The organism is Luteitalea pratensis (assembly GCF_001618865.1).
GTDB classification, from domain to species: Bacteria; Acidobacteriota; Vicinamibacteria; order Vicinamibacterales; family Vicinamibacteraceae; genus Luteitalea; species Luteitalea pratensis.
This window is the reverse complement of the sequence record NZ_CP015136.1, coordinates 1880029-1906894: the sequence shown is the minus strand read 5'-3', so window position 1 is coordinate 1906894 and position 26866 is coordinate 1880029. Positions and strand designations below refer to the sequence as shown.

General features: G+C 68.2%; 23 protein-coding genes and 1 pseudogene. 9 read left to right on the top strand and 15 right to left on the bottom strand.

What is annotated here, in order from left to right; all coding sequences use genetic code 11:
- Positions 1–338 precede the first annotated feature (338 nt).
- The gene (locus tag LuPra_RS07790; RefSeq protein ID WP_110170228.1) at positions 339–1370 is read right to left on the bottom strand and encodes a TolB-like translocation protein; all 1032 of its coding nucleotides are present in this window, start codon (positions 1368–1370) and stop codon (positions 339–341) included.
- Positions 1367–2626, bottom strand: a complete 1260-nt coding sequence (locus tag LuPra_RS07785; RefSeq protein WP_234800782.1) for an MFS transporter — start codon at positions 2624–2626, stop codon at positions 1367–1369. The genes LuPra_RS07790 and LuPra_RS07785 overlap by 4 nt, the downstream gene beginning before the upstream one ends.
- Before the next feature lie 429 nt (positions 2627–3055).
- Here LuPra_RS07785 and LuPra_RS07780 point away from each other — a divergent pair, with 429 nt between their 5' ends.
- The 3 genes from LuPra_RS07780 (at position 3056) to LuPra_RS07770 (ending at position 7002) form a co-directional block, all read left to right on the top strand.
- Positions 3056–3637, top strand: coding sequence for a hypothetical protein (locus tag LuPra_RS07780; RefSeq protein ID WP_110170226.1), 582 nt, complete (start codon positions 3056–3058; stop codon positions 3635–3637).
- A 348-nt stretch (positions 3638–3985) separates the two neighbouring features.
- Positions 3986–4315 (top strand): PadR family transcriptional regulator, encoded by a 330-nt coding sequence (locus tag LuPra_RS07775; RefSeq protein WP_110170225.1) that lies wholly within the window; start codon positions 3986–3988, stop codon positions 4313–4315.
- 26 nt (positions 4316–4341) lie between these two features.
- On the top strand, positions 4342–7002 hold the full coding sequence (locus tag LuPra_RS07770) for an ABC transporter permease (RefSeq protein ID WP_110170224.1): 2661 nt from the start codon (positions 4342–4344) through the stop codon (positions 7000–7002).
- A gap of 218 nt (positions 7003–7220) precedes the next feature.
- Here LuPra_RS07770 and LuPra_RS07765 read toward each other — a convergent pair whose 3' ends face one another.
- Positions 7221–8504: a vanadium-dependent haloperoxidase gene (locus LuPra_RS07765; RefSeq protein ID WP_157898873.1), complete on the bottom strand. Its 1284-nt coding sequence runs from the start codon at positions 8502–8504 to the stop codon at positions 7221–7223.
- Between the two features lie 106 nt (positions 8505–8610).
- Here LuPra_RS07765 and LuPra_RS07760 point away from each other — a divergent pair, with 106 nt between their 5' ends.
- A complete protein-coding gene (locus tag LuPra_RS07760; protein WP_110170222.1) occupies positions 8611–10911 on the top strand; it encodes a winged helix-turn-helix domain-containing protein in 2301 nt (766 codons plus the stop codon).
- Between the two features lie 46 nt (positions 10912–10957).
- On the opposite strand, the gene LuPra_RS34130 is transcribed toward LuPra_RS07760, so the two are convergent.
- Complete coding sequence (locus LuPra_RS34130; protein WP_335340790.1) at positions 10958–11398, bottom strand: FtsX-like permease family protein; 441 nt, start codon at positions 11396–11398, stop codon at positions 10958–10960.
- A 39-nt stretch (positions 11399–11437) separates the two neighbouring features.
- Positions 11438–11788 (bottom strand): annotated as a pseudogene (locus LuPra_RS34125) (ABC transporter permease); the annotation flags it as partial.
- A 374-nt stretch (positions 11789–12162) separates the two neighbouring features.
- Between LuPra_RS34125 and LuPra_RS33875 the strand changes: the two are divergent.
- Entirely contained in the window at positions 12163–12297 is a 135-nt protein-coding gene (locus LuPra_RS33875) for a hypothetical protein (protein ID WP_257724496.1), read from the top strand.
- Here the strand turns inward: LuPra_RS33875 and LuPra_RS07745 are convergent.
- From LuPra_RS07745 to LuPra_RS07730, 5 genes are read right to left on the bottom strand one after another with little or no spacing between them, the layout of a single operon-like run.
- On the bottom strand, positions 12272–12688 hold the full coding sequence (locus LuPra_RS07745; RefSeq protein WP_157898872.1) for an FtsX-like permease family protein: 417 nt from the start codon (positions 12686–12688) through the stop codon (positions 12272–12274). The genes LuPra_RS33875 and LuPra_RS07745 overlap by 26 nt on opposite strands.
- Positions 12666–13145, bottom strand: a complete 480-nt coding sequence (locus LuPra_RS07740) for an ABC transporter permease (protein WP_257724495.1) — start codon at positions 13143–13145, stop codon at positions 12666–12668. Before LuPra_RS07740 ends, LuPra_RS07745 begins: the two co-directional genes overlap by 23 nt.
- Positions 13081–13419, bottom strand: a complete 339-nt coding sequence (locus LuPra_RS31665) for a hypothetical protein (protein ID WP_157898870.1) — start codon at positions 13417–13419, stop codon at positions 13081–13083. The genes LuPra_RS07740 and LuPra_RS31665 overlap by 65 nt, the downstream gene beginning before the upstream one ends.
- On the bottom strand, positions 13302–13652 hold the full coding sequence (locus tag LuPra_RS34300) for a permease prefix domain 1-containing protein (protein ID WP_418001407.1): 351 nt from the start codon (positions 13650–13652) through the stop codon (positions 13302–13304). The genes LuPra_RS31665 and LuPra_RS34300 overlap by 118 nt, the downstream gene beginning before the upstream one ends.
- 5 nt (positions 13653–13657) lie before the next feature.
- Complete coding sequence (locus tag LuPra_RS07730; protein ID WP_110170216.1) at positions 13658–13990, bottom strand: PadR family transcriptional regulator; 333 nt, start codon at positions 13988–13990, stop codon at positions 13658–13660.
- 162 nt (positions 13991–14152) lie between these two features.
- On the opposite strand from LuPra_RS07730, the gene LuPra_RS07725 reads away from it, so the two are divergent.
- Positions 14153–15250 (top strand): alpha/beta fold hydrolase, encoded by a 1098-nt coding sequence (locus LuPra_RS07725; protein WP_157898869.1) that lies wholly within the window; start codon positions 14153–14155, stop codon positions 15248–15250.
- 67 nt (positions 15251–15317) lie between these two features.
- Here LuPra_RS07725 and LuPra_RS07720 read toward each other — a convergent pair whose 3' ends face one another.
- From LuPra_RS07720 to LuPra_RS07710, 3 genes are read right to left on the bottom strand one after another with little or no spacing between them, the layout of a single operon-like run.
- Positions 15318–16343 carry an alpha/beta fold hydrolase gene (locus LuPra_RS07720; RefSeq protein ID WP_110170214.1) on the bottom strand — a complete coding sequence of 342 codons (1026 nt, stop codon included), beginning with the start codon at positions 16341–16343 and terminating at the stop codon, positions 15318–15320.
- Positions 16330–16980: an SdpI family protein gene (locus LuPra_RS07715; RefSeq protein ID WP_110170213.1), complete on the bottom strand. Its 651-nt coding sequence runs from the start codon at positions 16978–16980 to the stop codon at positions 16330–16332. Before LuPra_RS07715 ends, LuPra_RS07720 begins: the two co-directional genes overlap by 14 nt.
- 1 nt (position 16981) lies before the next feature.
- Positions 16982–17308, bottom strand: a complete 327-nt coding sequence (locus LuPra_RS07710; protein WP_110170212.1) for an autorepressor SdpR family transcription factor — start codon at positions 17306–17308, stop codon at positions 16982–16984.
- Between the two features lie 222 nt (positions 17309–17530).
- Between LuPra_RS07710 and LuPra_RS07705 the strand changes: the two genes are divergently transcribed.
- Positions 17531–19396, top strand: coding sequence for a winged helix-turn-helix domain-containing protein (locus tag LuPra_RS07705; protein ID WP_110170211.1), 1866 nt, complete (start codon positions 17531–17533; stop codon positions 19394–19396).
- 2 nt (positions 19397–19398) lie between these two features.
- Here the strand turns inward: LuPra_RS07705 and LuPra_RS07700 are convergent, their stop codons facing one another.
- On the bottom strand, positions 19399–19950 hold the full coding sequence (locus LuPra_RS07700; protein WP_110170210.1) for a hypothetical protein: 552 nt from the start codon (positions 19948–19950) through the stop codon (positions 19399–19401).
- Positions 19951–19975: 25 nt separating this feature from the next.
- Complete coding sequence (locus tag LuPra_RS07695; RefSeq protein WP_157898868.1) at positions 19976–21775, bottom strand: vWA domain-containing protein; 1800 nt, start codon at positions 21773–21775, stop codon at positions 19976–19978.
- Positions 21776–21780: 5 nt separating this feature from the next.
- Between LuPra_RS07695 and LuPra_RS07690 the strand changes: the two genes are divergently transcribed.
- Together LuPra_RS07690 and LuPra_RS07685 are read left to right on the top strand one after the other, a co-directional pair.
- Complete coding sequence (locus LuPra_RS07690) at positions 21781–23517, top strand: serine/threonine-protein kinase (protein WP_110170208.1); 1737 nt, start codon at positions 21781–21783, stop codon at positions 23515–23517.
- A gap of 105 nt (positions 23518–23622) precedes the next feature.
- Positions 23623–26850, top strand: a complete 3228-nt coding sequence (locus LuPra_RS07685; RefSeq protein ID WP_110170207.1) for a sensor histidine kinase — start codon at positions 23623–23625, stop codon at positions 26848–26850.
- Positions 26851–26866 lie beyond the last annotated feature (16 nt).

Here is a 26866-nt window from a genome sequence, read left to right as displayed (position 1 = left end):
CGGAGGCGAGACGCGTCACGTCCCGCGATGCGCCCGCTCGGGGCCAAGCCGTCTTGTCTTCCTCTCGCCAGCGCTCGTAGCTGCACGCCCAGCCAACTGTAGAGCTGGGGCATGCAGCCGGGGCGCTGCTTCGTGACATGGATGTGCGCGCTGCAGCTTACCGCTGAACTCGATGGAGATCGACAGCCGCGTCGTTTTGGCGGCCGTACGGCCCAGCTTCAGAACGACAGGCGAATCGGAATTCGGGAATCGGGATTCGCCGAAGGTAGCCTCGGGCCGTCCCGGCGGTAGCCTCGGGCTGTCCCAGCCCGAGGTGGCGGGCGGCTGGCCCTGCGGGCTCAGCGGATGACTGACGGAGAAAAGGCGTGCTCGACGAGCAGCCGTGGCGACGCGCTCCCGCTGGTCTCGATCGACCAGACGTTCGCGCCGCTGACTCCCACCAGTTGATAGATCACATGACCATCGTCGAGCCAGTCGACCTGGTCGTCGAGGTTGCGCGTTTCGCGCGAGAGCGCGCGTTCCTCGCCCGTCTGCAGGTCGAACAGCCACAACTGCCACGCGTCGTGACTCACACGGTGCTTGTATGCGATGCGCGTCCCGTCCGGGGACAGGGACGGACACTCCACGCCGGTACGTACGACCTTCGCGCGGCGAGTCGTGATGCGGCCAGTGACCAGGTAGTTGACGCCACCCGACGACAGCGTCGCGTAGAAGGTGTCGCTGTCGCGCGCGAATGTGACGCCCCAGAAATTGAAGTCGGCGCCCTTGAAGCGGCGCCCGTCCCGCTCCACCTCGAACTGCTCGAGGTCGGCGTACACCCTGCCTGCAGCCGTGTCCACGATCGTCGTTCGCGTGGAGAAGCCCTCCTCGGCGTAGGAATGGCCCTGCTCGAACACCGTCGCGGCCGCCCAACGCCCGTCGGGCGACACGCGGGTTCGACTCGGGACGCCGGTCAGGGGCAGGCGATGGCGGGTCCTGAACGTCTCGTCGAAGATCTCCAGCGCATACTTCGACGTAGCCGGGTCCTGGCGGAGGCACGCGCCGCGGCCTCCGGCCATGTGTGTGCGCTCACACGACAGCGGCGTGACGAACACGCCTGCCTTCGGCGCCACCGCAGATACCAGGACCAACCTTCCCCATCGGTCGCCGGGCTCGGCGCTGCTCACGACGAGGTAGGGCCTGGCGGGAGGCTCTGTTCGTAACGGCACCGCGGCGGCGGCCGTGGCCGGCCGGGAGCGACGCGTCACCACCACGGTCGCGTAGCCGACAGCGAGGATTGCCGCGAACACGCAAATTCCGACGAACGCCCATGCGCGGCGGCGATCGACAGGAACCAGGGCGAGTTCAGCAGGGACGACCGGCTCGTTCACAGCGAACCTCCGTCAGGCCGGAGCGCGTGCAGGAGACGCCCCGCAAGGGCGAGGCTGCCGATCAGGGCGAGCGCGAACGACCCGACCGCCAGTTCCCTGCTCCACATCGTCCACACGAACCCGAACCCGATCGCCGCGCCCATGCGCCCGAGGCTCGTGGCGGTGGCGACCAGCGCCAGCCCACTGCCCCGCTGGACGGCGGGGACGACGGTACTTGCCAATGCCATCAACACGCCGTCCGTCGCCGCGTAGTATGCGCCCAACAGGGCGACCGCCAGAAGTGGGAGGGCCATGCCGCCGCGCGGCGCCAACAACAGCGCGTACACGAGGAGCAGCGCGACGTGGCCGAGGATGAAGACGCGGGTGCGGCCCAGGCGATCCGCGATGATGCCGACGGGCACCGAGAGCAGCAGGAACGAGGCGCTCGTGCCGGCGTACAGCAGTGGCAGCCAGTGAATCGGATACTGGAGACCCGCCTGCAACGCGACGTAGATGAGCCCGTCGCTCGCCGTCACCAGTCCGAGCATGCCCGACGCCGCAACGATGCGGCCGACGTCACCGCGTCCGAGCAGCGCAAGCGAGGCAACGAGTGACGGGCGAAGTCCTCCCTGGCCAGGCGCACCGCGCACGTTGCGGACCAACGTGGCCAACACACCAACGCCGACCAGCGCGATGGCGAAACTCGTGACGAACACGACGTCGTAGGCACCAGGAATCGCACGCAGCAACCACACCGCGACGAGTGGCCCGAGCAAGGCACCTGTGGCATCGAGCGCACGGTGCACACCGAACGCGTGGGCCAGCGTTTCCGCAGGAGCACTCAGCGAGATCAGGGCATCGCGCGGCGCCGTCCGCAGGCCCTTGCCGACGCGGTCTGCCGCAATCACACCGGCGATCGCGACCGGAGAGGCGCCCACCAGCACCAGGCCCGCGCGACACAGCGCCGACAGGCCGTAGCCCGCCAGGGCGACGCCCTTGTAGCGTCCTCGCATGTCGGCCACGGCACCACCCATCCACCGGGTCAGGATTGTGGCACCGCTGTACAGGCCGTCGAGGGCCCCATAAGTCAGTGGTGAGAGGTGCAGGCCCAGAACGACATACGCCGGGAGCACGCTGACGACCATCTCGGAGCTCACGTCGGTCAGCAGGCTCGTCAGGCCGAGCAGCCACACGTTGAGCGGAACCGAGCGGCGCGCCCCTGCCCAGAATTGTCTGCTGGTCCACGGGACGACGATGGCGGTTTCGGGTCGATACACGACTAGCCCATGCAGTATGGACCCGTCGGCTCCGGTGCCGCGAACGCACGGGCCCATTGCGCATGGACCGCGGTCCCTGGAAGACACCCTCCAGGTTCCTTACGTATCGGCTTCCCGCGACCGTGACGAACGGTCTGCGGTACTCGTCCTTGTCGACCATGCTTGTCGCTCGACTGGGCCATCAGCTGCCTGCAAGCCGCGGCGTCCGGCGGATATCGACGAAGTACCTCCGCCAGGAGGGAAACTACCGGCCGGCGCGGCAGATACTACGATGCCCGCGGGTTGGCTCGTCAGGAGGCTGGAAGGGACAGTTCGCTGTGCCAAGCGACAGCGGCGCCTACGGGTATCATTGCGCGTCTGCCGTCAGCGCCGCTGCCTCGCGCCAGCGCTGCCGCACGGAACCTTCAGCGCGGGAAAGGAACGGATGTCATGAGACGAGTCATCACGACGACGACGCGGGGCCTCATCATCGCGATGGCCACGCTGTGCCTCGCTGCGACTGCGGGCGCGCAACCCACGCAAAGCACGCAGAAGTTGCCGACCGGTGCCCCCAAGGTGACGGCCATGCAGCTGAAGGGCGTGGTCGTGGCCGTCAAGGGCAACCACCTCGTGGTGCGGATGGAACCCAGCGGCGAGTACCGGCTCTTCATCACCAAGCCGGGCCAGACCGCGACCATCGACGGCAAGGTGACGCCGATGACGAACCTCGCGCCGGGGACGTCCCTGACCGCGAGTGTCGCGATGATGGAGACGCCGGTCGTCGATCGCACCGTGGCGACGCTGACGGGCACGGTCTGGCAGGCCGGCCCGACCACGGTGGTCCTGACCCTGGCCAACGGCGAGAACCATCAGTACGACGTGCCCGCGGGCATGAAGTTCAACGTCGATGGCGTGATGAAGGAAGCCATGGAGTTGCGCCCTGGCATGAAGGTGACCGCCACGAAGGTCGTCGAGTCGCCGCGGATGGAGCTCGCGACCGACGCCGTCGTGACCGGGACGACGAAGCCATGAGCTGAGCCATCCATCTTGTTCCCAAGACGTTCCACGTCCGTCGCGGGGCCGTCACGCTCCCGTGGCAGGCTGTCGATGCGGCCCTCACACCGACAGCCATGCCATCGGGCTCTTTCCTGGCAGGCGTTGCGAGTGGGCCGCCTCATACGAGGAGGCCGATGTGAACAGGTCAGTTCCAGCACCTGGCGATTTCGTCGTCCGCCACCTCGCGCGTGGTCGTGGATCGGCGCGCGTGGCGGTCATGCACCTGACCCGAGGCACCTGACCCATCGCCATCCGCGGTGCCGCGGCGAATCTACCTTGACGGTCTACAGTTGACGGTCTATTGTAGAACGTCATAAGAGACCGATGGGCAAACCGACCGATCTCGTCCAGGGCACGCTCGACTTCCTGATCCTCAAGGCCGTGGAGCTCGAACCGAAGCACGGGTGGGGCGTCGCCAGACGCATCCAGCAGGTGTCCGGCGACGTGCTGAAGGTGCCGCAGGGCTCGCTGTATCCGGCGCTCTACCGGCTGGAGAAGCAGGGCTGGCTGGTGGCGCAGGTGGGACCAACGGAGACAGGCCGTCAGGTGAAGTTCTATTCGCTGACCAGTGCCGGCCGGGCGCACCTGCGCAGCGAGATCGACGCCTGGGAACGGCTGTCGGGTGCGATCAACCTCGCAATCCGCGCCATCTGAGGCGACGGCCGGTGAGGAGACTCGACATGCGCTGGTTCCATAGGCTCCGCCATGGCATCCGCTCGTTGCTCGGACACCGTGCCGTCGACCGCCAGATCGACAACGACATCGCCTTCCACCTCGAAGAGGCGACCGCGGAGTATGTGCGCGCCGGCCTTCCGCCCGATCAGGCGTACCGGGCGGCACTGAAGGCGTTCGGTGATCCCGTCGGTGTGCGAGACGACGTTCGAGACGAGTCGATGTGGATCTGGTTTGAACGGCTCGGCCAGGATCTCCGCTACAGCCTGCGCGGATTCCGTCGCACGCCGGTCTTCGCCCTTGCCGTCGTGCTGTCGATCGCGCTCGGCATCGGCAGCAGCACGGCGATCTTCAGTCTCTTCAATGCCCTCGTGCTCAGGCCGGTGCCGGTACGCGATCCCGGCACGCTGTTCCAGGTCCTCCATACCGGCGATGCAGGCACGTTCGAGAGCTCGACCTACGCGTTCTACGAACACGTCCGGTCGCGATCCGATCTCGTCGCCGGGGCGTTGCTCGTGGATCCTGCCTATCCGCAGCGCATCGTCGTCGATGGCCAGGCGCACTCGGCAGCCACGCAGCGCGTCAGCGGCGATTACTACCGCACGCTCGGTGTCGCACCGGCGCTGGGCCGTGTCATCCAGTCGAGCGACGAGCATGGCGCCGTTCCGAATCGCGTCGCAGTGCTCGGTCATGCCTATTGGATGAACCGCTTCGGCGGCGACGCCGGCGTATTGGGGCGGACAGTCATCATCGACGACCAGCCGCACACGATCGTGGGCGTGACCGGTCCGGAGTTCTTCGGCTTGCAGGTCGGCAGGCGCGCCGATGTGACGATTCCACTGGACGGGCACGAGGAGCAGACGTTCTGGAAATCGCGCGCGCTGCTCATGCGACTGGCGCCGCGCGTCTCCCGGGATGCGGCGGCCACCGGGCTCGAGGCCGCGTTCCAGCACTACCTGGCCCAGGGCGGCGAACCCATGTCCGCGCAGACACGGGCTGGAGCCTTCCGATCGGTGACCCTGGCGTCATCGTGGTCGGGGCTCCCGGAGTTCCGAGATCGGTACGGCACTGCGGTGCAGGTCGCACTCGGTATCGTGGGCGTGCTGCTGGTGCTCGGCTGCGCCAACCTGGCCAGCCTGTTCCTCGCTCGCGCGGCAGGTCGTCAACACGATCTCTCGGTCTGCATGGCGCTCGGCGCCAACCGCGGCCGGCTCGCCCGGCAGGTACTCTCCGAGACGCTGTTCATCGCCTGCGCCGGCGGCGTGCTCGGCGTGATCGTGGCGCTGGTGGGCGCGCGAATGGTAGTCGCCCTGTTACCCAACGCCGGGCCGTCCGTCGATCTCGCCGTCGGGCCTGACCGGACGGTCCTGCTGTTCGGACTGGCGGCAACGCTGCTCACTGGAGCTGCCATCAGTCTCGCGCCGGTCGCCCTGACGCGGCGTGTCGATGTCCGTCGCGGGCTCGCGGCCGGAGGGCGCAGCGTGGTCGTCGGCGGACGCGCCTTCAGGGTGCTGATCGTCATGCAGGTTGCGCTGTCGACGATGCTGGTCATCGCGGCGATGCTGTTGCTGGCAACGCTGAACAATCTCCGCGCGCAGCCGCTCGGATTCGTGGCCGACGGCGTGCTCACCATGACGGTCGACGCCGACGGCACCGACCTCGAAGGTCCGCGACTCGCCGAGGTACACGCGCAGGTGCTGGGGCGACTGCAGGCACTGCCCGGCGTCCAGCAGGCAACCTTCGCGACCAATCCCCCGCTCGGCACCAACGAGGACGGCAAGCTCATTGCGATCCCCGGCGTGACGTTCTCGTCGCCCGACGACGCCGTCCTCCAGGTCAACACCGTCGGGCCGGGTTTCTTCGAGACGTTCGGCGTCCGCATCCTGAGGGGACGCGGCATCACGGCGGCAGACGGTGCGTCGTCGAAGCCAGTGGTCGTCGTCAGTGAAAGCATGGCCCGTCACTACTTCCCGGGCGTCGATCCGATCGGCCGTCGCATGGATGTCGGCCGCGGCCGGACCGGCGGACAGATCGAGATCGTCGGCATTGCCGACGACGTGCGCTACACGGACCTGCGCAAGGCGGCGCCGCGGATGTTGTATCTCCCGGCGCAGCAGCGCGAGCCCGAAGAGGCGATGATGTTCGCCGTTCGCACGGCAGGGAACCCGGCCTCGCAGGCGCACGCGGTGACCGGGGTCGTGCAGGCGGTGGATGCCTCCCTGCTCACCACGGACGTCAAGACGCTGGCGCTCGTGCGTGACGAACGTCTCATCAACGAGCGTCTCCTCGCGATGCTCTCGGCCAGCTTCGGTGCGCTTGCGCTGTTGCTCGCCGCCGTGGGCGTGTACGGCGTCGTCGCCTACGCGGTCTCGATGCGGACGTCCGAATTCGGCCTGCGCGTCGCGCTCGGTGCGAGTCGGCGCACGCTCCTGTGGCTGGGACTGCGAGGCAGCATGGCGCTCGTGGCGATCGCGGTGGTCGTGGGCGCCGCAGGTGCGTTCCTGGCGAGTTCGCTGCTCGCCGGGCTCCTGTTCCAGGTCAGGCCGGCCGAACCGTGGGTCTATGCCGCGACCGCGCTCGTGCTCCTCGCGGTGGGACTGGTTGCCGCCATCGTGCCCACCTACCGGGCCTCGTGCGTCGATCCGGCAACGACGTTGCGCACGTCGTAGCAGGGCGCCAGAGCGCAAGTCGGAAAGCATCGCTGACGGTCGACCTGAAGGTCGACCGCTACGGATGTGCCTGAAGGTCGACCGCAACCTTCGGAGGTAGCCGTCGACCTTTGTATCTTGAATGGACGCGCCCAGTAGGGCCGGGCCCGGAGGGCCGGCCCTACCGGCGCAGGAGGAGGGCGAGTTCTGCGAGCGCGGCCGGTCGCGAGGTGCGAGCGCTAGCGCCGCCGGAACGTGTTGTCGAACACGTAGTCGCCCAGGGGAATGCACGCGCCGAAGCTGGACGTCGTGTCGAAGTTGAAGTGAATGCCGCCGTAGACCCGGCTCTTCGCGGCCTCGTCGGCGAGTTGCCGGAAGCCGGCGTACGAACGCGTGATACCTGGACCGGCCGGCTCCGCCCATGTGATCGAGAAGGCGATGTCGTCGCGACCGAAGTAGCGGGCGAACACGCGCGTGATCGACGCCGCCAGGCACGCGTAGTTGCCGGGATAGGTCGGATACGGCGGCGTCGGGATCAGCGACAGGAAGCCGGGGTCCGGTTCGGTGGCGGGGTTGCCGTCGCGCGCGGCATCGCGGATGGCGGTCACGGGCCGCCAGAACCCATACAGGTATTTGCCGCTGAACGACACGTACAGGGCATCGTGGAACGTGGTGTCGACCAGCGCGTAGAGCCGCGCCGCGGCGAGGTCGTCGAGCCCGCGGCTGCGCACCATGTCGCGCACCAGGTTGTTCCACACGTCGGGAATCCCCGTGGTCGTCACGGCCGGCACGGCCGCGAACAGGCGGGCCACCAGCGTCTGGTCCGACGTGCGCGTCGTGCTTGCCGCGCTGCCAATGGCCTTGACCTCGTTGAAGTCGGCGGCATAGCGCTGGCTCGAGAGCGCCGGCGGCGGCTCGACGGGGAACTGGTTCGCGCTGCCGATCACGAACGGGACGACGTCGGGATAATGCGTGAACGCTGCGGCGGCATTGGCGGGAGGCACGGGCTGCCAGTACCCGGCCATGCCCGGCAACACGTAAGGCGAGGGACGACGGGCCCACCCGTCGTTGGCCCGGGCCTCGAGTATCGCCCTGGCGGCCGCGGCCCCGACGCGGGCGCCGCGTTCGGCCGCATCAGCGGGCAACCGTCCGAGTTGCGCCGCGAGAGCCGCGTCGTAGACGGCGACCTGGGTCGGGTACATCGCGGCCAGCGTGTCGCGGGCTGCCCGCGCGACGGCCGCATCACGGGACGCGCCGTCCGGCACTTCAACGTACTCGAGATACGGCGTGAAGGTCCGGTCGAACGAATTGAGCGCCTCGAAGATCGCGACGTGCATCAGCGCCGGGCCGCGGGTGAAGAACACGGTCGGCGTCGTGGCCCCCGGTGTCGCCAGCGTCGTCAGCAGGATGCGGTTCCATTCCAGCACGGCATCGGGCGCCTGCGCATGGGCGACCGAAGCGCCACCCGCCAACAGCGTGACCGTCACTCCAGACACGAGCCGAACCAGTCGTCCATTGAACATGGCCATCCCTCCCGGATAGGTGTCGGCAGCATCCAGCGGGGCGGACTAGCGGGTCGTTAGGCGCTTCTGAGAGAATCCTGAAATTCTTCTGAAGGCCAAGAGCGACATGGATCCATCGAGGCTCCGTTACGTGTTCGCGGCGTTTCAGCTCGACCCGGCCGACAAGGTGCTGCTGCACCATGGCCAGGCGGTGCCCCTGACGCCGAAAGCGTTCGACACCCTGGTCGTACTGGTGACCCGCCACGGCCGGCTGGTGCCAAAGGACGAGTTGCTGGGGCTCGTCTGGCCAGACACCTTCGTCGAGGAGAACAACCTCGCGCAGCACGTCTCGGCGCTTCGGCGCGTCCTGGGAGAGGGCTCCTCCGGGGACCGGTTCATCGAGACCGTCCCGAAGCGCGGCTACCGTTTCGTGGCTCCGGTGACCGAGCAGCGCGTCGGCGACGAACCCCGCGACATCACGGCAGGCGCGCCCACCACGCAGCCCGCCGATGATCCGACCCACGCAGTCCCCGTGGCGTTACCGGTCGCGGCCGCTGGCCGCTGGAAGCGGCGGCTCCAGTGGGCCGGTGCGGGCGCAGCGGCGCTCTTGTTGCTGGCCACGGTCCTCGCGACGATACGGGATCAGCCCGGCCGCGCCGGAGCAGCGACGACGCCCGGCAGGTCATCGACAGCGGCGCCAGCGGCTGCCGCGCCAGGCGTGATTCGGATGGCCGTGCTCCCGTTTGCCAATCTCGGCCCGGCCGCCGATGCGTCGTTCGTGTCCGGGCTCGCCGAGGAGCTCACCAGTCGCCTCGCCGGGCTCCGCAACGTGGCGGTTCCCTCGAGTACCACGCTTGCGGCCTACGAGCGCCGTGGCAAGACGCTGGCGCAGATCGGCGCCGACCTGCGCGTCGACTACGCCGTGGAGGGCAGTGTCCGGTGGACGCGCATCGGCGATCGCCCGCACGTGCGGATGACGCCTCGGCTGGTGCGGGTGGCCGACGACACGACGGTCTGGACGCAGCAGCTCGAGACGCCGGTCGCCGACCTGCTCAAGGTCCAGGCCGAGATCGCCAATCAGATCACCGATGCCCTCCGTGTGGCGCTCGACTCGCGGGAGCGCCAGGCCGTCGCCGCGCGGCCCACGGGAGACCTGGAGGCCTATCTCGCGTACCTGCGTGGCATGGCCCTCTTCCACATGGGGACGTCGGACACGGCCAACCTCGCCGCCGCGCGCGCGGAACTCGAACAGGCCGTGGCGCGCGATCCAGCGCTCGCGCCGGCATGGAACTGGCTGGCGCAGGTCTACGCCGCGCAGTACCGCGCGGGCGCAGCCCGAACAGCGGAGGTCATGGCCAAGGGGATGCGAGCCGCGGAGGCCGCGATCGCCCTCGATCCCTCGCGTGCCGACCTGCGGTTCGGACGCATCGAAATGCTGTCGGCCGCCGGTGACCACATGGCGGGCCTGCGTGAACTCGAGAGCGCGAGGGCCAGCCTGCCCAACTCCGCGTACATCCTGTTGAGGTCGTCGTGGCTCGCGCAGGTCCGCGGCCGCTGGCGCGAGGCTCAGGCCGACTTCCTGCGCGGTTTTGAACTCGATCCGGCCCTGATCGCGGAACCGCTCGCCGTCCACCACCTCCACCTGCGGCAGTACGACGAGGCGAGGCGCTTCATCAGCGTCGCGCGCGCGGCCAACCAGACGGGGGTGACCGTGCCCGAGGCCTGGACGCACTTCAGCGAGCGGGGTGACATCGCCGCAGCGCGGCGTGTCCTCGAGACCGCTCGTGCCATGCGCTCGCCGGCCGACGGCCGTGTCATCGGCCTGCTCGCCCGATTCGAGTGGTACGACGGCAAGCCGCAGCGCGCGCTCGAGCTGATTCGGGAGATGGACGCGGCCGGCGCCTGGCTTCCCCCGAACTTCCGTTTCCCCGCCGCGCTGGCCGCCGCGCAGATCTACGAGAGCCTGGGCCGGCGCCAGGACGCGACGCGCGACTACTTCGCGGCGTACGTCGCGTGGGAGGGAGACCAGGGCAGGCAAATCCCGGAGCACAGGCGCGCCATCGTCCGGGCCCTGGCCGCAGCGGGACTTGGCCGCAACGATGAGGCCGTCGCGCACGCTCGTCGTGCCGTCGAGTTGCTGCCAGTGACGACAGACGCCACCGAGGCGCCGCTACATCTCTTCCTGGCGGCACAAGTGCACGCGCGGGTCGGCGATTACGCCACCGCCTTCGCCACGCTCGAGCAGCTGTTCAGCGTCGCCGGCTTCTACAGTGACCAGTGGGTCCTTCACGATCCCAGCTTTGCCTCGCTCCGCCGCCGACCGGAATTCCCGGCGGCGCTCGCGCGATGGTCACGACAGCGCGGGAACGTCCTGCTCGACGGGATGCGCCCGGAAGGTGCGCGTCCCGTCGAATCCGCCGCGCCGTGACCAGGCGTAGCCGAAGCGACAGCTTGCGCCAGGTGCCCCGGCGGGATCATTCGGATCGCAGCGCGACGACCGGGTCGATACGCGTCGCGCGACGCGCCGGCAGGTATCCAGCAAGCAGCACCACCGCTGCGAGCAGAGCGGCAGCCAGCACGATCGTCACCGCATCGCCCGGGGCCAGCCCGTACAGCAGCTGCTCGAGCAGTCGCGTGCCCGGCAACACGGCCGCCACGCCCCCCAGCAGTCCGACGGCCAGCACCATCGCGACGTCTTTCATCACGAGCCGCAGCACCGATCGCGGTGGCGCGCCAATGGCCATGCGGATGCCGAACTCCGCCTGGCGCTCGGTGACCAGATAGCTCAGGGCCCCGTAGAGCCCGACCATCGCGAGCGCCAGCCCTGTCAGTGCGAAGAAACCCGCCAGCGTGGCGATCAGTCGCTCCTGCGCGAGATCGTCGGCGATCCGGTCCTCGAGCGTGGACGCCGTCACCGTCGTGTCGCGGCTGACGTCGGTCGCGAGACGCCGTGCGGCCTGGATGATGCTCGCCGGCGGCAACGCGGTGCGCAGCACGAACTCCTCGGCCGCCTCGTCTGCCGGCAACTGCGGCTCGGGGATGAACGCCGTCGCCGGGATCGGCTGTCGCACGGACTCGTACTTCGCGTCGCGAACGATGCCGACGACCTCCGTTGACTCGGTGTCCCTGCCGAGGCGGAAGCGCTCGCCGAGCGCGTGGCCGCCGGGGAAGAACCGGCGCGCGAGCGTCTCGTTGACGATCGCGACCCGTGGCGACGACGCGGTGTCCAGGCGGTTGAAATCGCGACCGGCCACAAGCGGCATCCGCAGCGTGGCGAAGTACCCGCTCGACATGAAGTTCAGGTGGGCGGACGCGTCGTCTCCCGTGGGCGCGCCGCGGCGATCGGTTGCGCAGGTTTGTGGCCCAGTTGGTGTCGCCGGTCGGCGTCGTGTAGGCGCGGGCGACGGACGTGACCCCTGGCACCGTGGCGAGACGACGCGCGATCTCGTCGTAGACCACGGGCTTCTCCGCCGCCGAGAGTTTCGAGAGGTCGTTCGCGTACCACGGTTGCCGCGCGCTGAGTACCAACAGGTGGCTGCGGTCGAAGCCGAGGTCGAGCCTGGCCAGGTTCACGAAGGTGCGCAGGAGCAGCCCACCTGCCACGAGCAGCAACAGCGACAAGGCGATCTGCCCCGCGACAATCCACTTGCCTGCACGGAAGCCGCTTCGCCGTTCGCCCGTGCCGACGCGCGCTTTCATGGCATCCATCAACGCCGCTCGCGTCGACCTGATCGCCGGCACGAGCCCGATCACCAGCGTGGTCGCCATCGTCACGATCGCCGTGACAGTCAGGACGCGCACGTCGAGTGAATGATCGAGGTAAACAGGACTGCCAGCGGCGGAGAGTCCCCGCACCAGCAGGGCACCTCCCCACCGCGCCAGCGCCACGCCCACCAGTGCCCCAGCACACAGAGCACGACGGGCTCGGTGAGCATCTGCCGGACGATCCGGCTCCGCGAGGCGCCCAGCGCCGCACGAACCGCGATCTCCTTGTCGCGTGTCGCCGCTCGCGCCGCCATCAGGCCGGCGATGTTCGCCGATGCGATCACGAGGACGAGGACGACAATGGCCATCAGGACCTGCAGGGGCGTGAGGAAGACGCGCCGGAAATCCCGGGCGCCAATCGGCCCCGGCGTGGCGACGATCCGCTGCTGCAGGTACGCGGGGCGCTGCGCAGCCGTGTCACCGCCCGTGGAAGCGAGCATGATCGCGGGCGACAACACGGCCAGGCGTGCGTTGGCCTGCTCCACGGTCGTCCCTGGCGAGGCGCCCCGCGAGATCCAGCCACTGCCGGCCGGCGCTCTCGACGTTGCGCCTGTCGAGCCGCGCGCTCGCGCAAAGCGGGATCGCGACATCGAAGCGTGTGCCGACGTTGACGCCCGTGAACGTCCGCGGGCCGACGCCGATCACCGCGAAGACATCCTGGCCGATGAGGAGTCTGTCGCCCACCGCGGCGGGCGACCGCGCGAACTGGCGCCCCCAGAAGCCATCGCTCAGCACGGCGACCGGCGGACAGCCCCGCTGATCGTCGCCGCGCGCGATCAGGCGTCCCGCGGCCGGCACGATCCCGAGCGTGCCGAAAAACTCGCGCTGACCATCAGGACCTGGATGCGCTCCGTGCCGGCGCCACGCGTGAATTGGAGCGGGAGTGGCGCGTGCCACGCAAACGCGCCGGCAAGGACGTCCTGCTGATTTCGCACGGCCCCCACAATGCGTACGAGAAGCCACTCTCGGGCGTGCGGCCTGGCTGCTGATACAGGACCTCGACCAGTTGCTCCGGCCGGTCCACGGGCAGGGGCCGCAGGATCACGGCGTTGATCACGCTGAAGATCGCGGTATTGGCGCCGATGCCGACCGCCAGCGTCGCGATGGCTGCCGCGGCAAAGCCCTTGCTGCGCCGCAGCGTACGCCAGGCGTAGCGCAGGTCGCCGCGCACTTCGTCGACGAGGCGGAGACCGAGGCTCCGCCGCGCTCCCCCTTGTACTTCTCGATGGCGCCGAACTCGAGCCGCGCGAGTCGCAATGCCTCCTCGGCCGGCAGGCCGTGACTGATGGCCAGATTATCGGCGCGCCGCTCGATGTGGAACTGCAGTTCCTCGGCTATCTCACGCTCCAGCGCCGATCGATGCAGCCCGTGCTGCCAGAAGGAACGGAGACGAGCAAACAACATGCGCATCACGCCTCTCCTGCTCGCAGGGCCGTGTTCATCGCGTCCATGGAGCGGGTCCACCGTTCGGTTTCGGTCTTGAGACGCTTCCGGCCGCCGGCGGTGAGGCGGTAGAGCTTCGCGCGCCGGTTGTTGCCGGAGGTCCCCCACTCGGTGTCGAGCAGTCCCTGGTGCTCGAGTCGGTACAGCGCCGGATAGAGCGCGCCCTGTTCGACCGAGAGGGCGCCGCCGGTGATCTGCTGGATCCGCAACAGCACACCGTAGCCGTGCTGTGCGCCGAGGGACACCGACTTGAGAATCAGCAGATCGAGCGTGCCCGGCAGAAGTTCCGCGTGCGCCATGTGGCAGGCCTGGCGACAAAAAACCAACTTTCGGAGTTGGCCAGTGTCCAAAGCGTAGGAGAAACCGTGGGTGAAATGCGACGACCAGGATCGACCGGGCCGGCAATCTTTCAGCGGAGAGTGCGGCAATCGTGCGCAGCAGCGCTCATCAACATGGCATCAATGGTTTGCGCGACAGCCCACGCGCGGGCCCAGGCCGGGGAGTGGCGCGATCAGTCGCCGCATCGCACACAGATGGTCACCGTGGACACCGGAGTCCAACTGGAAGTGCTCGACTGGGGTGGCCGTGGGCGGCCGGTGCTTCTGCTCGCGGGATCGGGTAACACCGCGCACGTGTTCGACGACTTCGCGCCCCGCCTGACCGGCCTTGGCCGTGTCCTGGCCGTGACACGCCGTGGCTTTGGCGCGTCGAGTACTCCGGCGGCTGGCTACGATGTCGAGCGCCTCGGCGAGGACGTGTACCAGGTCCTCGTCTCGCTCGACCTGCCGCGCGCCGTGCTGATCGGCCACTCGATCGCCGGACAGGAGCTGAGCTGGCTCGCAGTTCGTCACGCGGATCGCGTTGGCGGGTTGGTGTACATCGATGCCGGGTACCGGTACGCACTGTATCGCCCTGGCATCCTCGAGAACGTGCAGGATCTGCGGACTCGGCTGGAGGCGCTGGAGGCGGAGATTGCAAAGCCGCCTCGCCCACCCGCCGAACTGTCCGCGGCGATTCAGGCCGTGATGGGAGATGCACTCGAGGAAGTGCAGCGCGACCTCGAGGATTTGCGGACAACGCCGCCCTTCCCCGGCGCGCCACCCGCGCCGGCGGCTGCCGACCTGCGGTCGGTCCAGGCGTACCAGGCGTGGACGCGCAAGACGATGGGGTTTGCGATACCCGAAGCGGAGTTACGGTGGCAGCGCGACGTGCGCGACGACGGCGGCGTCGGCGCCCAACGGGCCCCGTCCGCCGCCGCTCGTGCCATGGGGTCGGCAGGCGCTCAACGCTTCACGAGCATCGACGTGCCGGCCCTGGCGATCTTCGCGAGTCCGCATGGCCTTGGGCCGTGGGCCGAACAGCCAGGCGTCGACCGCACCCGCGTCGACGACTTCCTGCGCTTCGACACGCGCATGACCGAGCGGCAAGCCCGCTGGTTCGAACGGCGTGTGCCGTCGGCGCGCGTCGTTCGCATTCCGAAAGCGAGTCACTACGCGTTCCTGTCGCACGCGGAAGACGTGGTTCGCGAGATCGGCGCGTTCCTGCGGATGTTGCCGTGAGCGGCGCGTGACGTCTCAGGTCTCAGGTCTCAGGTCTCAAGCCTCCAGCCTCCAGCCTCGGGGATCGTCAGTCGACCCCTTGCCGTACCGTCGTCACAATCTCGCGCACCGCAGCGATCACCGCTTCCGGCGCTTCGACAGGGATGCCGTGTCCGGCGTTGGGCACGAGCATCTGGCGGCCTCTCCTCGACCGCTCGGCGAACTGCCGTTGCAGATCGACCCATCCACGCCGGACGCCAGCCTCGACGGACCGGGCATCGGGGATCGGCTTGCCCTGGGTCAACACGATGAGCGGCATGTCTTCGAGGCCTCCCGCCGATCGAACCTGATCGGCCGTGGCTCTTCCCGGTCCCATTTGCGCGTCGGCGAGCAGGACCTTGCGCTGTCGCCTGAGCCGCGCCAGCACGTCCCACTCCGCCGCGCTCCACGGGTGCGGGGCTGGCCCCGAGTCGGCGGCCATGAACCGAATCATGCCGAGTCGTCCCAGGACCATCGAGAGGCCGCGGATCACCGACCGCGGAAGCGGCGGCCTGTCGCGATGGGGCATGCCCCTGATCGTCCCGGCATCCTCGAGCGCCGCATCGACAAACACCATCCCGGATACCTCGCCCGGATGTGCGTCGTGATAGAGGCGAATGACGTAGCCGCCAAAGGAGGCGCCGACCAGGACGAACGGCCGCGGCAGCCCTGCGGCCTCGACCAGCCGATGGAGATCCTGCGCTGCCTGCCTCCCCCATGCCGGATCGGGCCCTGAGTCACTCCAGCCGATGTCGGCGCGGTCGTACCAGCACGCCCGCGTGAATGCGGTGATGCCCCGCTGACTGGGTGTCCAGACGTAACCGGGCGCAGTGCCACCGCTGACGAGGACCACGGTGGGCCTGCCATCCCCTGCACAATGGATGTTCAGGGTGCGTCCACCGATATCGACCGAGCGTCCGACCTGTTTCAGGATCCGGCCGTCGCGCCATGCACCGACATGCTCGTACGTCGCGGCACTGAAGGCAGCAAGGGCGACGACCACGAGGAAAGACCTGACGACAGCGCGAAACAGCCGCGACACCGTCCCGGGCCTGCGCGCGTCAGATACGCGCATGGCGTTCGCGCCTGCGGAGCAGCAGCCAGCTCGCGGCGAATGCGCCAGGACCCGCGAGCAGGATCATGGCAGGACCCACTGGACGCGGTATCGCAATGGCCGAGGCGATGATGGCGGCGCCACATCCCACCATCACGTATCCCAGCGACCGATGTGCCCTCATCCACACTGCACGGTCCGCGAGTGTCCGCCCGGTTCTCAGGCCGATCGCGAGATTCGGACGAGTCCTCGGAAGAATGTTCCCGACGCTGATCATCGTCGCTCCCAGCATCGCTGGCACGAGCACGGCCGCCCACGATCGACCGGACAGGACGCCGAGCAGGCCAAGGAGGATGACGCCGTGAGTGGCGATGACCAGGAGACTCACGCGGAGCATGATGGCGTCGTAGATGGCGTCCGCGTGGGCGCCTGGCTCGCCGCCCTCCGGGGCCAAGTACAACCCCCGGAGCAGTCGGTCGGTCAGCGTCACGGCGGCCGGGAGCAGGAACGCCACCATGGGTGCGCCCAGCCAGACGGTGCCGTTGGCCACGTGCAGTGACGGCGGTACCTGCAAGGGCAGGCCCCGATACAGGGCGACGAGGCCGAAGGCGTGCCCGGCGAGGACCACGCGATCCAGTGACGAGCCTAGTGCGCGCATCTCACCCCTCCTGCTGACGAGGCCGCGCGGGCCTGGGAACGCGACGAGCGCCACCGCGCGAACTGGGGCGGGTCCACTCGATCAGGTGCTGGACGAGGTCTTCGAACACCGACGAGTTCAACTCGTAGCGGATCTCCTGGCCGTGACGCTCCGTGACCACGAAGCCAGCCTCCCGGAGCACCGCGAGGTGCCGCGAGATCGTCGGCCAGGTCGAGTCGAAGCGATCGGCGATTTCCCCCGACGTCAAGGGTCCATCCCTCAGCAACCGGAGGATGGAGCGTCGAGTGTCGTCGGCCAGTGCACGGAATGCCTGATCGGGGGCTTTCACAGAAATGGCCTCGCTTAGATACTTAGCACATTATCTAATTATCAACGCGCGGTCAAGCCCTCGTTCTTCCTCTACGCACGAGCGTGCCAAGGCGAGTCTCTCGGAGAAGCGCCAACCTCAGCCTGCTCTATCTCAACGAATCCGGCTCGAGCATGCAGCGGGCTAGCGCGTCGTCAGACGCTTCTGAGAGAATCTGCATTCCTTCGGAAGACCGTCAGCGACATGGATCCATCGAGCTTCCGTTACGTCTTCGGAGCATTTCAGCTCGACGCCGCAGACAACGTACTCCTGCGCCAGGGTCAACCAGTGCCCCTGACGCCGAAGGCGTTCGACACGCTGGTCGTCCTGGTGGCCCGCCACGGACGGCTGGTACCCAAGGACGAACTGGTGGCGCTCGTGTGGCCGGATACCTTCGTCGAGGAGAACAACCTCGCACAAAACATCGCCGCTCTGCGGCGGGCGCTCGGGGAGGGAACCTCCGACGAGCGGTTCATCGAGACCGTTCCGAAGCGCGGGTACCGCTTCGTCGCCCCGGTAACCGAGGTGCGGCCACTGGGGGCTGCACCGGCCCTCGATCGGATCGTCCGTCGCTGTCTCGAGAAGTCCCCGGCGCAGCGGTTCCAGTCGGTGAGCGAACTCCGGGCCGCGCTGGAGGACACCCGCGCGCAACTCGCGGCGGACCGGCCCGCGCAACAGGCGTCGATTGCCGTCCTCCCGTTTGCCAACATGAACCCGGACAAGGACAGCGCGTACTTCGGCGATGGCCTGGCCGAGGAGATCATCAACGCGCTGGCCCAGGTGCCGGGCCTGAAGGTCACGGCCCGCACTTCCGCGTTCGCGTTCCGCGGCAAGGAACACGACATCACGGCGATTGCCGAGGCGCTGCGGGTGGGGACAGTGCTCGAAGGCAGCGTCCGCCGATCAGGCAACCGGATCCGCGTCACCGCTCAGCTCATCAACGCGGCCGACGGCTGCCATCTCTGGTCGGATCGCTACGACCGCGAGATGACCGAGGTCTTCGAACTCCAGGACGAGATCGCCCAGGCCATCGCGCAGAGCCTGCACGACAAGCTGACACCACAAGCCCCGCCTCGCCGCTATCAGCCGACGCCGTCGGCCTATGAGGACTTCCTGAAAGCGCGCTACTACCTCGCCCAGCTCACTCCCGAAGCCTTGTCGCGCTCGCGTGTCCTGCTCGAACGAGCGATTGCGAGCGACCCCGACTTCGCGTTGGCACGGCAGCACCTCAGTCACCACTTCCTGCTGCAGGCGCTCTGGGGCGGCACGTCGGCGCATGAGTCGATGCCCCTGGCACGCCGTTGGGCCCTCGAGGCCCTGGCGTGCGACCCGTCGCTGTCCCAAGCGCACGCCATTCTGGGTGTGATCGCCGGGATGTACGACTACGACTGGCTCGAACAGGATCGGCAGTTCCAGTTGGCGCTGGCGCGTGACCCGGTCTCGTCGGACGTCGACGCGCATCATGGCGTCCATTGCCTGCTCCTGACCAACCGCGCCGCCGCCGGCGTCAGGGCACTGACCCGGGCACTCGAGCGCGACCCGCTCAACCTGGTGTTCCGCGTCCAGCGCGCCATCTGCCTCGACGCCGCGGGCGAGATCGACGCGGCGGATGCGGAACTGCGTCAGGTGGTCGAGTTGAACGAGCAGTGCGGTCCCGCTGCCGAGTGGCTTGCCGTGCACGGCGCGTTCAGGGGCCGTTGGCAGTATGCGGCAGGCCATGCCCAACGCGCGTTCACGTTGGCCGGACAGCAGACGCGGTTCGCGGGCTTGCTCGCGGGCATCCTGCAGCGCACCGGCGACACGGACGGCGCCAACCGCCTGATAGCGACGCTCGGCAACGGCGACGGCTACGGTGCTCCTGTCGAGTTCATGTTCTTCATGCTGCTGCAGTCGAGACTCGACGAGGCCGCGGCCTGGGCCGAAAAGGCGATCGAACAGCGCGACGGCTACCTGCTCGTGCTCCTGTCGACGTGCGCGGGACTGGCATTGCGATCGAGTCCGCACTGGAGCCGGTTGGCGGCGCTGCTCAAACTCGAGCCGCCGACAGACCACGGGGTGCAGTCGGCCTGAAGCTACGGCTGGCGGTTCTCGAGACCGTTCTGCTTGTGCTGGGCGCGGATCTGGTCGCCGCTCTGCACGAGGTGCGAGCGTAGCTGACCCAGGCCGTCGCGAATCCCCTTCCATGCGGCGGCGTGTGTCGTCTTCGACGTGTACCCGTTGGCCGTGCGCCCGTCCCAGGCGAGGACCTTGTCGATGGTGGCAGTGACCTGCACGACGTCACCGAACGCGTATTTATTGATCGGTCTGCCCAGGACCTCCGACAGCGACGCGAACAGGGCCGCGTCGCCGCTGGGTGGCAAGTCCGGGTTGGCCGCGAGATGGAAGCGGTAGCGCAGCTGGCCGGCGTAGAACCAGAACACGGCCTCGTCCTTCTCACCTGACGCGAACAGCTTCCCCGCGAGAACGTAGTAGGCGGCCGGATGCTGTTTCTCGATGCTCGCCTTCAGCTGATCCGGTGTCAGCCGATTGAAGTCTTCCGTGCCGGGGGCAGGCGCCTGGCCCACGGTCGCAGCGACGGCGACGGTGGCAGTGACAGTGATCGCATCGAGGGCGTGACGAAGCATGGAGCGATTCTAGCCGTCGCCGCACTCATCGCGTTGACGCGGCCTTCCTGCCGAGGACAAACGCGACGCCGATCAGGAGCGCGACAGCCACGACGGCCAGGCCGATCCAGACGACAGTTCGGCGGGAGACGACGCCGGCCGGCGTCGTCTCGTCTTCTTTGCCTGCTGCTGCGGGCGTCGACGCTGCGGCGGCTGAAGGCGCCGGTGCAGGGCCTCCGGTACTCGTGAGTTCCAACGTGTACCGAGACTCGAGTTTTTCTTGCACGAATTCGTGGGTCGCGACCCTGACGAAGGCCTTGCCCTCGTAGGGAAACTCGAGTGCTTCGATGCGAACGGCGGCTCCACCGTTCGGGGCCTTGACTTGCTTCTTCTCGACACCGTCCCGATCGACGACGGCGAGCACGAGTTCCTTCTCCGGTGCGTTCGGCTTGGCGCGCAACGAGTAGGTGGCCTTGGGCACGACCTTGAACGCGTAGTAGTCGATCCGGTCGTTTGCGTTGAGGTAGCCGCTGGTTTCCCCGGGCTCGATGTCGATCGCGCCGGCATCGTCCGCTCCGGCGTCACGACCGCTCTTGGCGTCGGAGATGTCGACCAGCTGCACCTCGAAGCGGGCATTCCGGTGCTGGTCGTAGTGCTCGTTGCCGATCAGCACATAGAATCGGCCGCCACGCCCGGCGGCGATCGGCAGCTCGATGCCTTTCTTCTGTCCGGGCTCTGCGATCCACACCTGGGCGACCCTTTGCTTATCGGACGCGTGCAGGGCAATGCCCGAATAGGGAAACTCCCCCTTGCCTTCCTCGAACTTCTCGCCGCGAATCTTGACGCCGACGTCGTACGCCTGGATGGTGGCGACGATTTTCTGACCGTCGCGCGCATCGATGGCGAAGTAGTCGTAGTCGTCCTTGCGCTGATGGTGATCGAGGTGGTACGTCGTGCCTGCCTGAATCGTGACCGCATCCTCGTACGTGTTGCCGCCGCGAATCTCCTGTCCGTACGCCGAATCGCGCGCGATGAGCAGCGCCCGCTGCGTCAGCTGCCGCAAGGAGTCGGCAAGGGCTGCCGCGTTGCGGGCATCGTGATACTCGCCTCCGGTCGCCTGCGAGATTCCCTCCAGCTGCGCCCGTGCGGCTGCGTCGACGTCGAACCCGATCGTGTGGATCTTGACCTTGATCCCTCGCGCCATGAGATCGCGCACCGTCGCGAGCGGATCGGCACCGCACGTCTCTATACCGTCGCTGACGAGGATGATCGCCCGCTCTTCGTCGCTCGCGCCGCCGAAGTCCCCGGCCGCCTGCTCGAGGCTGTACGAGATCGGCGTCTGCCCTCTCGGCACGGCCTTGCCAAGGGCGGCGAGCATTCGCGCGCGGTCGAGGGGCTGGAACGGAATGACCAGCTCCGTGTCCTTGCAGCTCTCGGCCTTCGGCTCCGGCGGCACTCGATGGCCGTAGTACCGCATGGCGACGACGCTGCCTTCCTGGATCCCCGAGATCGTCTCGCGGATGGCGCTCTTTGCAGCGTCGATCTTCGGCTGCGAGCCCATCGTCGCCTTCATGGACCCGCTGACATCCAGGACGATCTCGACGCGGGCCGACTGCGCGTTCGCGGAGACGACAGAAGCAAGCAGCAGGCCGCATGCCAGCCGCAGGTGTGTGCGCATGACCTTCTCCGGAATTGCCAAGGGCTCCGCGGCCCTCAGGGGCCGGGAGCGGGTCAACAGCGCGTTGAATTGGGTGGATTGACTATACTCGCGGCCAGGCAGACGATCCAGCGCCTTTGACAGGTGAGCTGGAGGCCGGAGGCGCGGCAGTCCAGGTACGCGCGACACGGACGATGAGCCACCACGAGCTGCCGTTGAGGCGGCGCACCCCGACGGGGTCGGTGCTCGCACAGGGCGCGGTCCTGAGCGGTCGCTACCACATCCTCGACTACATCGGCGAAGGTGGCATGGGCCAGGTGTACAGGGCCCACGATCGGGCGCTCGATGAGGTCGTGGCGATCAAGGTGCTGCTGCCGCACCTCCTCGGCAGTCCGCTGATGAGTCAGCGCTTCCTGAGTGAGATCAAGCTGGCGCGCAAGGTGACCCACCGCAACGTCTGCCGCATCCACGATTACGGCGAGGACGGCACGCTCGGCTACATCTCGATGCAGTTTGTCGAAGGCATCGAGCTCACCGCGCTCATCGCGCAGTCGGGCGGCCTCGCGGTCGACGAGGCGTACGCGATCGCCATTCAGCTCGCCGATGGCCTGCAGGCCATCCACGACGAGGGCATCGTCCATCGCGATTTCAAGGCCGCGAACGTGATGATCGATCGCCGCGGCAACGCGCGGCTGATGGACTTCGGGATCGCGAAGCTGTGGAACGCGGAGCGCGGACTGACGACAGAAGGCCAGATCGCCGGGACGCCCGCCTACATGAGCCCTGAACAGGCGGCCGGAGAGCCGATCGATCCCCGCACGGACCTGTACTCGATGGGGATTGTGCTCTTCGAGCTGTTCACCGGGTCGCGGCCGTTCACGGCCGAGAATGCCGTCGCGGTGATGTACAAACACGCGCACGAGGAGCCTCCGCTCGATGGGCCGATCGCGGTGGCCATTCCAGCCCGGGTCAAGCCCATCATCCGCAAGTTGCTGGCCAAGCAGCGCAGCGATCGCTTTTCGTCCTCCCAGGAATTGAAACAGGCACTGCTCGACGTGCGCGCGGCGCTGCCGGCCTTCGGCCCGGATACGACGGAGAGGATCGTGCTGAAGGTCCAGCAGTTGCGTGGTGCGCTGGACGAGACGGTGGGCGCACCGACGCCGCCTTCGCCAGTTGGACCAGCGCAGGCAGTGACGCATCGGCGGTCCGGGATCAACCGGCGCGGTCTCTGGCAGTTGCTCACGGCAGCCGGCCTCGTCACTGGCGCTTTCAGCGCGACGATCCTGCTGATGTGGCGTGCGCCCGAAGGCGAACGCACCGGATCGCTTCCAGCTCCGGCACCCGTGAGGGCTCCGCAGCAGCCGACCACGACAGTAGCGACCAGTTCCGAAGCGCCTCCGCCGACCGCGAATCGCGAGGCACGGCAGCCGGCTGCAATCGCCGCGCCGGACACGAACGACTCTTCGGCTTCGCCAGGAGTCGCAAGAGCCACACCCGCCGCTGAGAGTCCGGCCCTCACTGCGTGCGGGCGTGGTGAGCCGCGGGGCTGTGGTGATGCCTGTGAGGCCGGCAATTCCGCCGCGTGCACGCAACTCGGCGTGCTCTACAACCGCGGCGCCGGTGTCGCGCGCGATCTCACGGCCGCGGCGTTGTACTACGACCGCGGATGCTCCGGCGGTGATCTCGCGGGGTGCAACAACCTCGGGACGATCTATCAGCACGGCGCTTCCGGTCTTCAGGGCGACCGGTCGAAGGCGGCAAGCCTTTACGAACGTGCGTGCAACGGCGGGCATCTCGACGGGTGCGCCAATCTCGGCCTGCTTTATCTCAACGAGCCCGACTCGAGCGTGCAGCAGCGAACGCGCGGACGCGAGCTGCTGCGGCAGGCCTGTGCGGCTGGGCTCGCGAGGGCGTGCAGGGCTGCATCCTGAGCCGCCTTTGCCAAGGCTCCGGCGCGCCGCGGCCGCCTTTGCCAAGGCTCCGGCGGGCCGGTCGAACGGCGCTACGATGACCGAGCGCACCTGGGGACGCATTTCATGTTCGCGCTCTCGGCGGTTCGACTCGCTGCGCGTACCAGCCAGGGCTTCAATCGCGCGCTCTTCGGCGTGCGCGCGCTTCTCGCCTCGCTGCTCCTGTCAGGCGTGGTCTCGACCGCCACGGCAGAGCGGCTTCCGCTCCGTACCTACACCACCGACGATGGCCTCGCGCACTCGCGGGTCAGGCGCATCGTGCCCGATCCGCGCGGGTTCCTGTGGTTCTGCACGATCGATGGCCTGAGTCGGTTCGACGGTACCGAGTTCGTCACCTACCGGAATGTCGATGGCCTGCCGGATCCGTGGGTCACCGACCTGCTCCCGACTCGACACGGTGCGTATTTGGTCGCCACCAATGACGGCGTGGTGAAGGTCGAAATCCTCGCTCGCCGCGTGGCGGGCGATGGCCCGCACGCGGCTGGTGTTCGGTCGCCGAAGCTTTTCGCGCCCGTCCCGTTCGAAGGGTCACCGACACAACGTCACGTTCGCGTCCTGCTCGAGGACCGGGCCGGTCGCATCTGGGCGGGGGGCCGAGGCGGGCTGTCCCTGCTGGACGAACGCGGCGCGTCTCCGCGCTTCCGTCCCGTTGTCCCGAGCCCTCCGGCGATGGTCACATCGCTGCTGGAGGATGACGCTGGCAGCCTGTGGATTGGAACCCTGGACGGCTTGTTCCTGCGACGCTCGTCCGGGAGCCTCTCGCAGGAGCCCATCGCGGCGCAAGCCAGGGTGCATCACGTGCGAGTGCTGGCGAGAGACGGCACGGGCCGTCTCTGGATAGGCCATGACGAGGGATTGCTCGTACTCGGGCCCGGCGCCGGCGCGCAGCGGCTGGGGGCGTCGAGCCGTTCACACGTGCGTGAGTGTCGCGGCCGCCCGGATCGCGGGCTTCGGCTTCCCACCCGAGGCGACGACGCGTGTGACTTCACGATGTCCGACGGGCTGATCGATCGGCGCGTGCGTGCGCTGGCGATCGGGTCGGACGGGCACGTCCGCATCGGCACGGTACACGGTTTCAGCGATGTCGATGGTGCGCACATCGCCAACATCGGCCCGATGCAGGGACTTGCAGACGATGCGATCAACGCGATGGTCGAGGATCGGGATGGCAACCTCTGGATCGGGACCGACGCCAGTGGCGCGGTGCGGATCGCTGCGTCCGGCCTGGTGAGCTACTTCGAGGCTGACGGGCTGGAGCACGATTCCATCCCGGCGCTCATCGAGACCGACGCAGGACGCGTGGCTGCCATATCGAGTGCTCATTACACGATCAGCGAGTTCGATGGACGCCGCTTCGTGCCCGCCAGGTTCAACGTGCCGCGGGACCTTCCGCCCGATCGCTACTTCAGTGCGCTTCGCGACCACCTCGGCGCCTGGTGGGTAGGAACGGCAGCGGGCTTGTATCGGTTCCCCCCGATTCGACAGGTCGCCATGGTGGCTCGCGTTCGCCACGACGTGCTCTATGCAGCACGTCCGGACCTGCCCAGCGACGACCTGTTTCCCGTATTCGAGGACCAGCGCGGCGACGTGTGGCTGATCGCCCAGTTGCCCGACCACGTCCGGCTCGTCCGATGGAATCGCACGACGAACGACTTCCGCAGCTACGGCCCGGCCGACGGGTTGCCGCATCTCACTACGCGTCCGGCCGTGTCGCGGCCGTCGATTGTCGACCTCTCGCCTGGTCAGCTGTTGGTCGGCTTTCGGGAGGCAGGCCTGTTTGCCTATCGCGAAGGGCGCTTCGAGCCAGTCCTCGAACGTGGCACGCCGATCGCGGTCAGCACGCTTCACGTCGATGGACGCAAGCGCGTCTGGATCATCGGGGTCGATGGCGCCGCGAGGCGCATCGACGACCCGCAGACGCGCCACCTGGTCAGCGACGCGAGCATCTCACGCAGCCTGCGAGGTGCCAACGTCCAGTGCATGCTCGAAGACGCGCAGGGCCGGTTCTACTTCGGCACGACGAGCGGCATCATCCGGGTCGATCCGGGCACCGGCAGCTCGTGGCGGCTCACGAGGGCTGAAGGGCTGGCGCAGAACGAGGTCTGGAGTGCCCTCGCCTCACGGCGCGGCGACATCTGGTTCGGCACCATCTCCGGCGTCTCGCGCCTCGATCCGGCCCGTCTGCGTCCTCGGCCGCCCGCCCCGCCGACGTTGATCACGGCCATCCACGTGAATGGTGACGCCCGCATCGTGTCTGAGTTCGGCGAGCGTGAGCTGTCGGGGCTGACGTTGGCGCCGCGCGAGCGAGACGTCGCCATCACGTTTTCGGCCATCTCGTTGGCGCCCGGCGAGCACCTGCGGTACCAGCACCGGCTCGACGGTACGGACAACGACTGGAGCCGCCCGAACGGCGAGCGCGTGGTGCGGTTCACTCGGCTTTCCCCGGGCCACTATCGGTTGCTGGTGCGAGCAGTCACCAGTTCCGAGGTGGTGGGCGCGTCGGCTGCGGCCGTGGAGTTCGTCATCCTGCCGCCCGTCTCGCAGCAATGGTGGTTCAGATCGGCTTTCCTCGTCGCCGCCCTGCTGGTCGCTGGCGCGGCGCACAAGTACCGTGTCGCGCGGCTGCTCGCCCTCGAACGCGTGCGCATGCGGATAGCCGCCGATCTGCATGACGACATCGGCGGCAGCCTGGCGCGCATCTCCATCCAGAGCGAAGTGGCGTGTCGCGAGGCGGCCGCGCTGGGCCAGCAGCCGGCACGGCGCCTCAGTGAAATCGCCGAGAGTGCGCGCGCCCTCCTCGATGCCCTCGGTGACGTCGTCTGGTCCGTCGACCCGCGGCGCGACGATCTGGCGAGCGTCTGCCGGCGCCTCCGCGAGTACGCCGACGATGTCTTCACTGGCACTGGCGTGCGATGGGCGTACGCCGCGCCAGCCAATCTGGTCCTGGTCCGGCTGGATCCCCAGGCGCGGCGGCAGCTGTTCCTGCTGCTCAAGGAGGGTGTCACCAACATCGCGCGACACGCATCGGCTCGCAACGTGTCGTTCGAAATCCGGCTGGAGGGACGTGAGCTTCGGGCGGAGTTGCGCGACGACGGACGGGGCTTCGATACGAGCGCCGTCGACGCCGCATCGGACCGGCATGGCATTCTCAGCATGCGGGCCCGGGCCGAGCAGCTCGGCGCGCGCCTCGCCATCGATTCGTCGCCGGGGACCGGCACCACGATCAGGCTGGGCTTGCCGATGCCCGGCCTCCGTCAGCGCATGTTCATGCTCTTGTTCAAACGGCTGAGGTAAATCAGGATGACCGGCA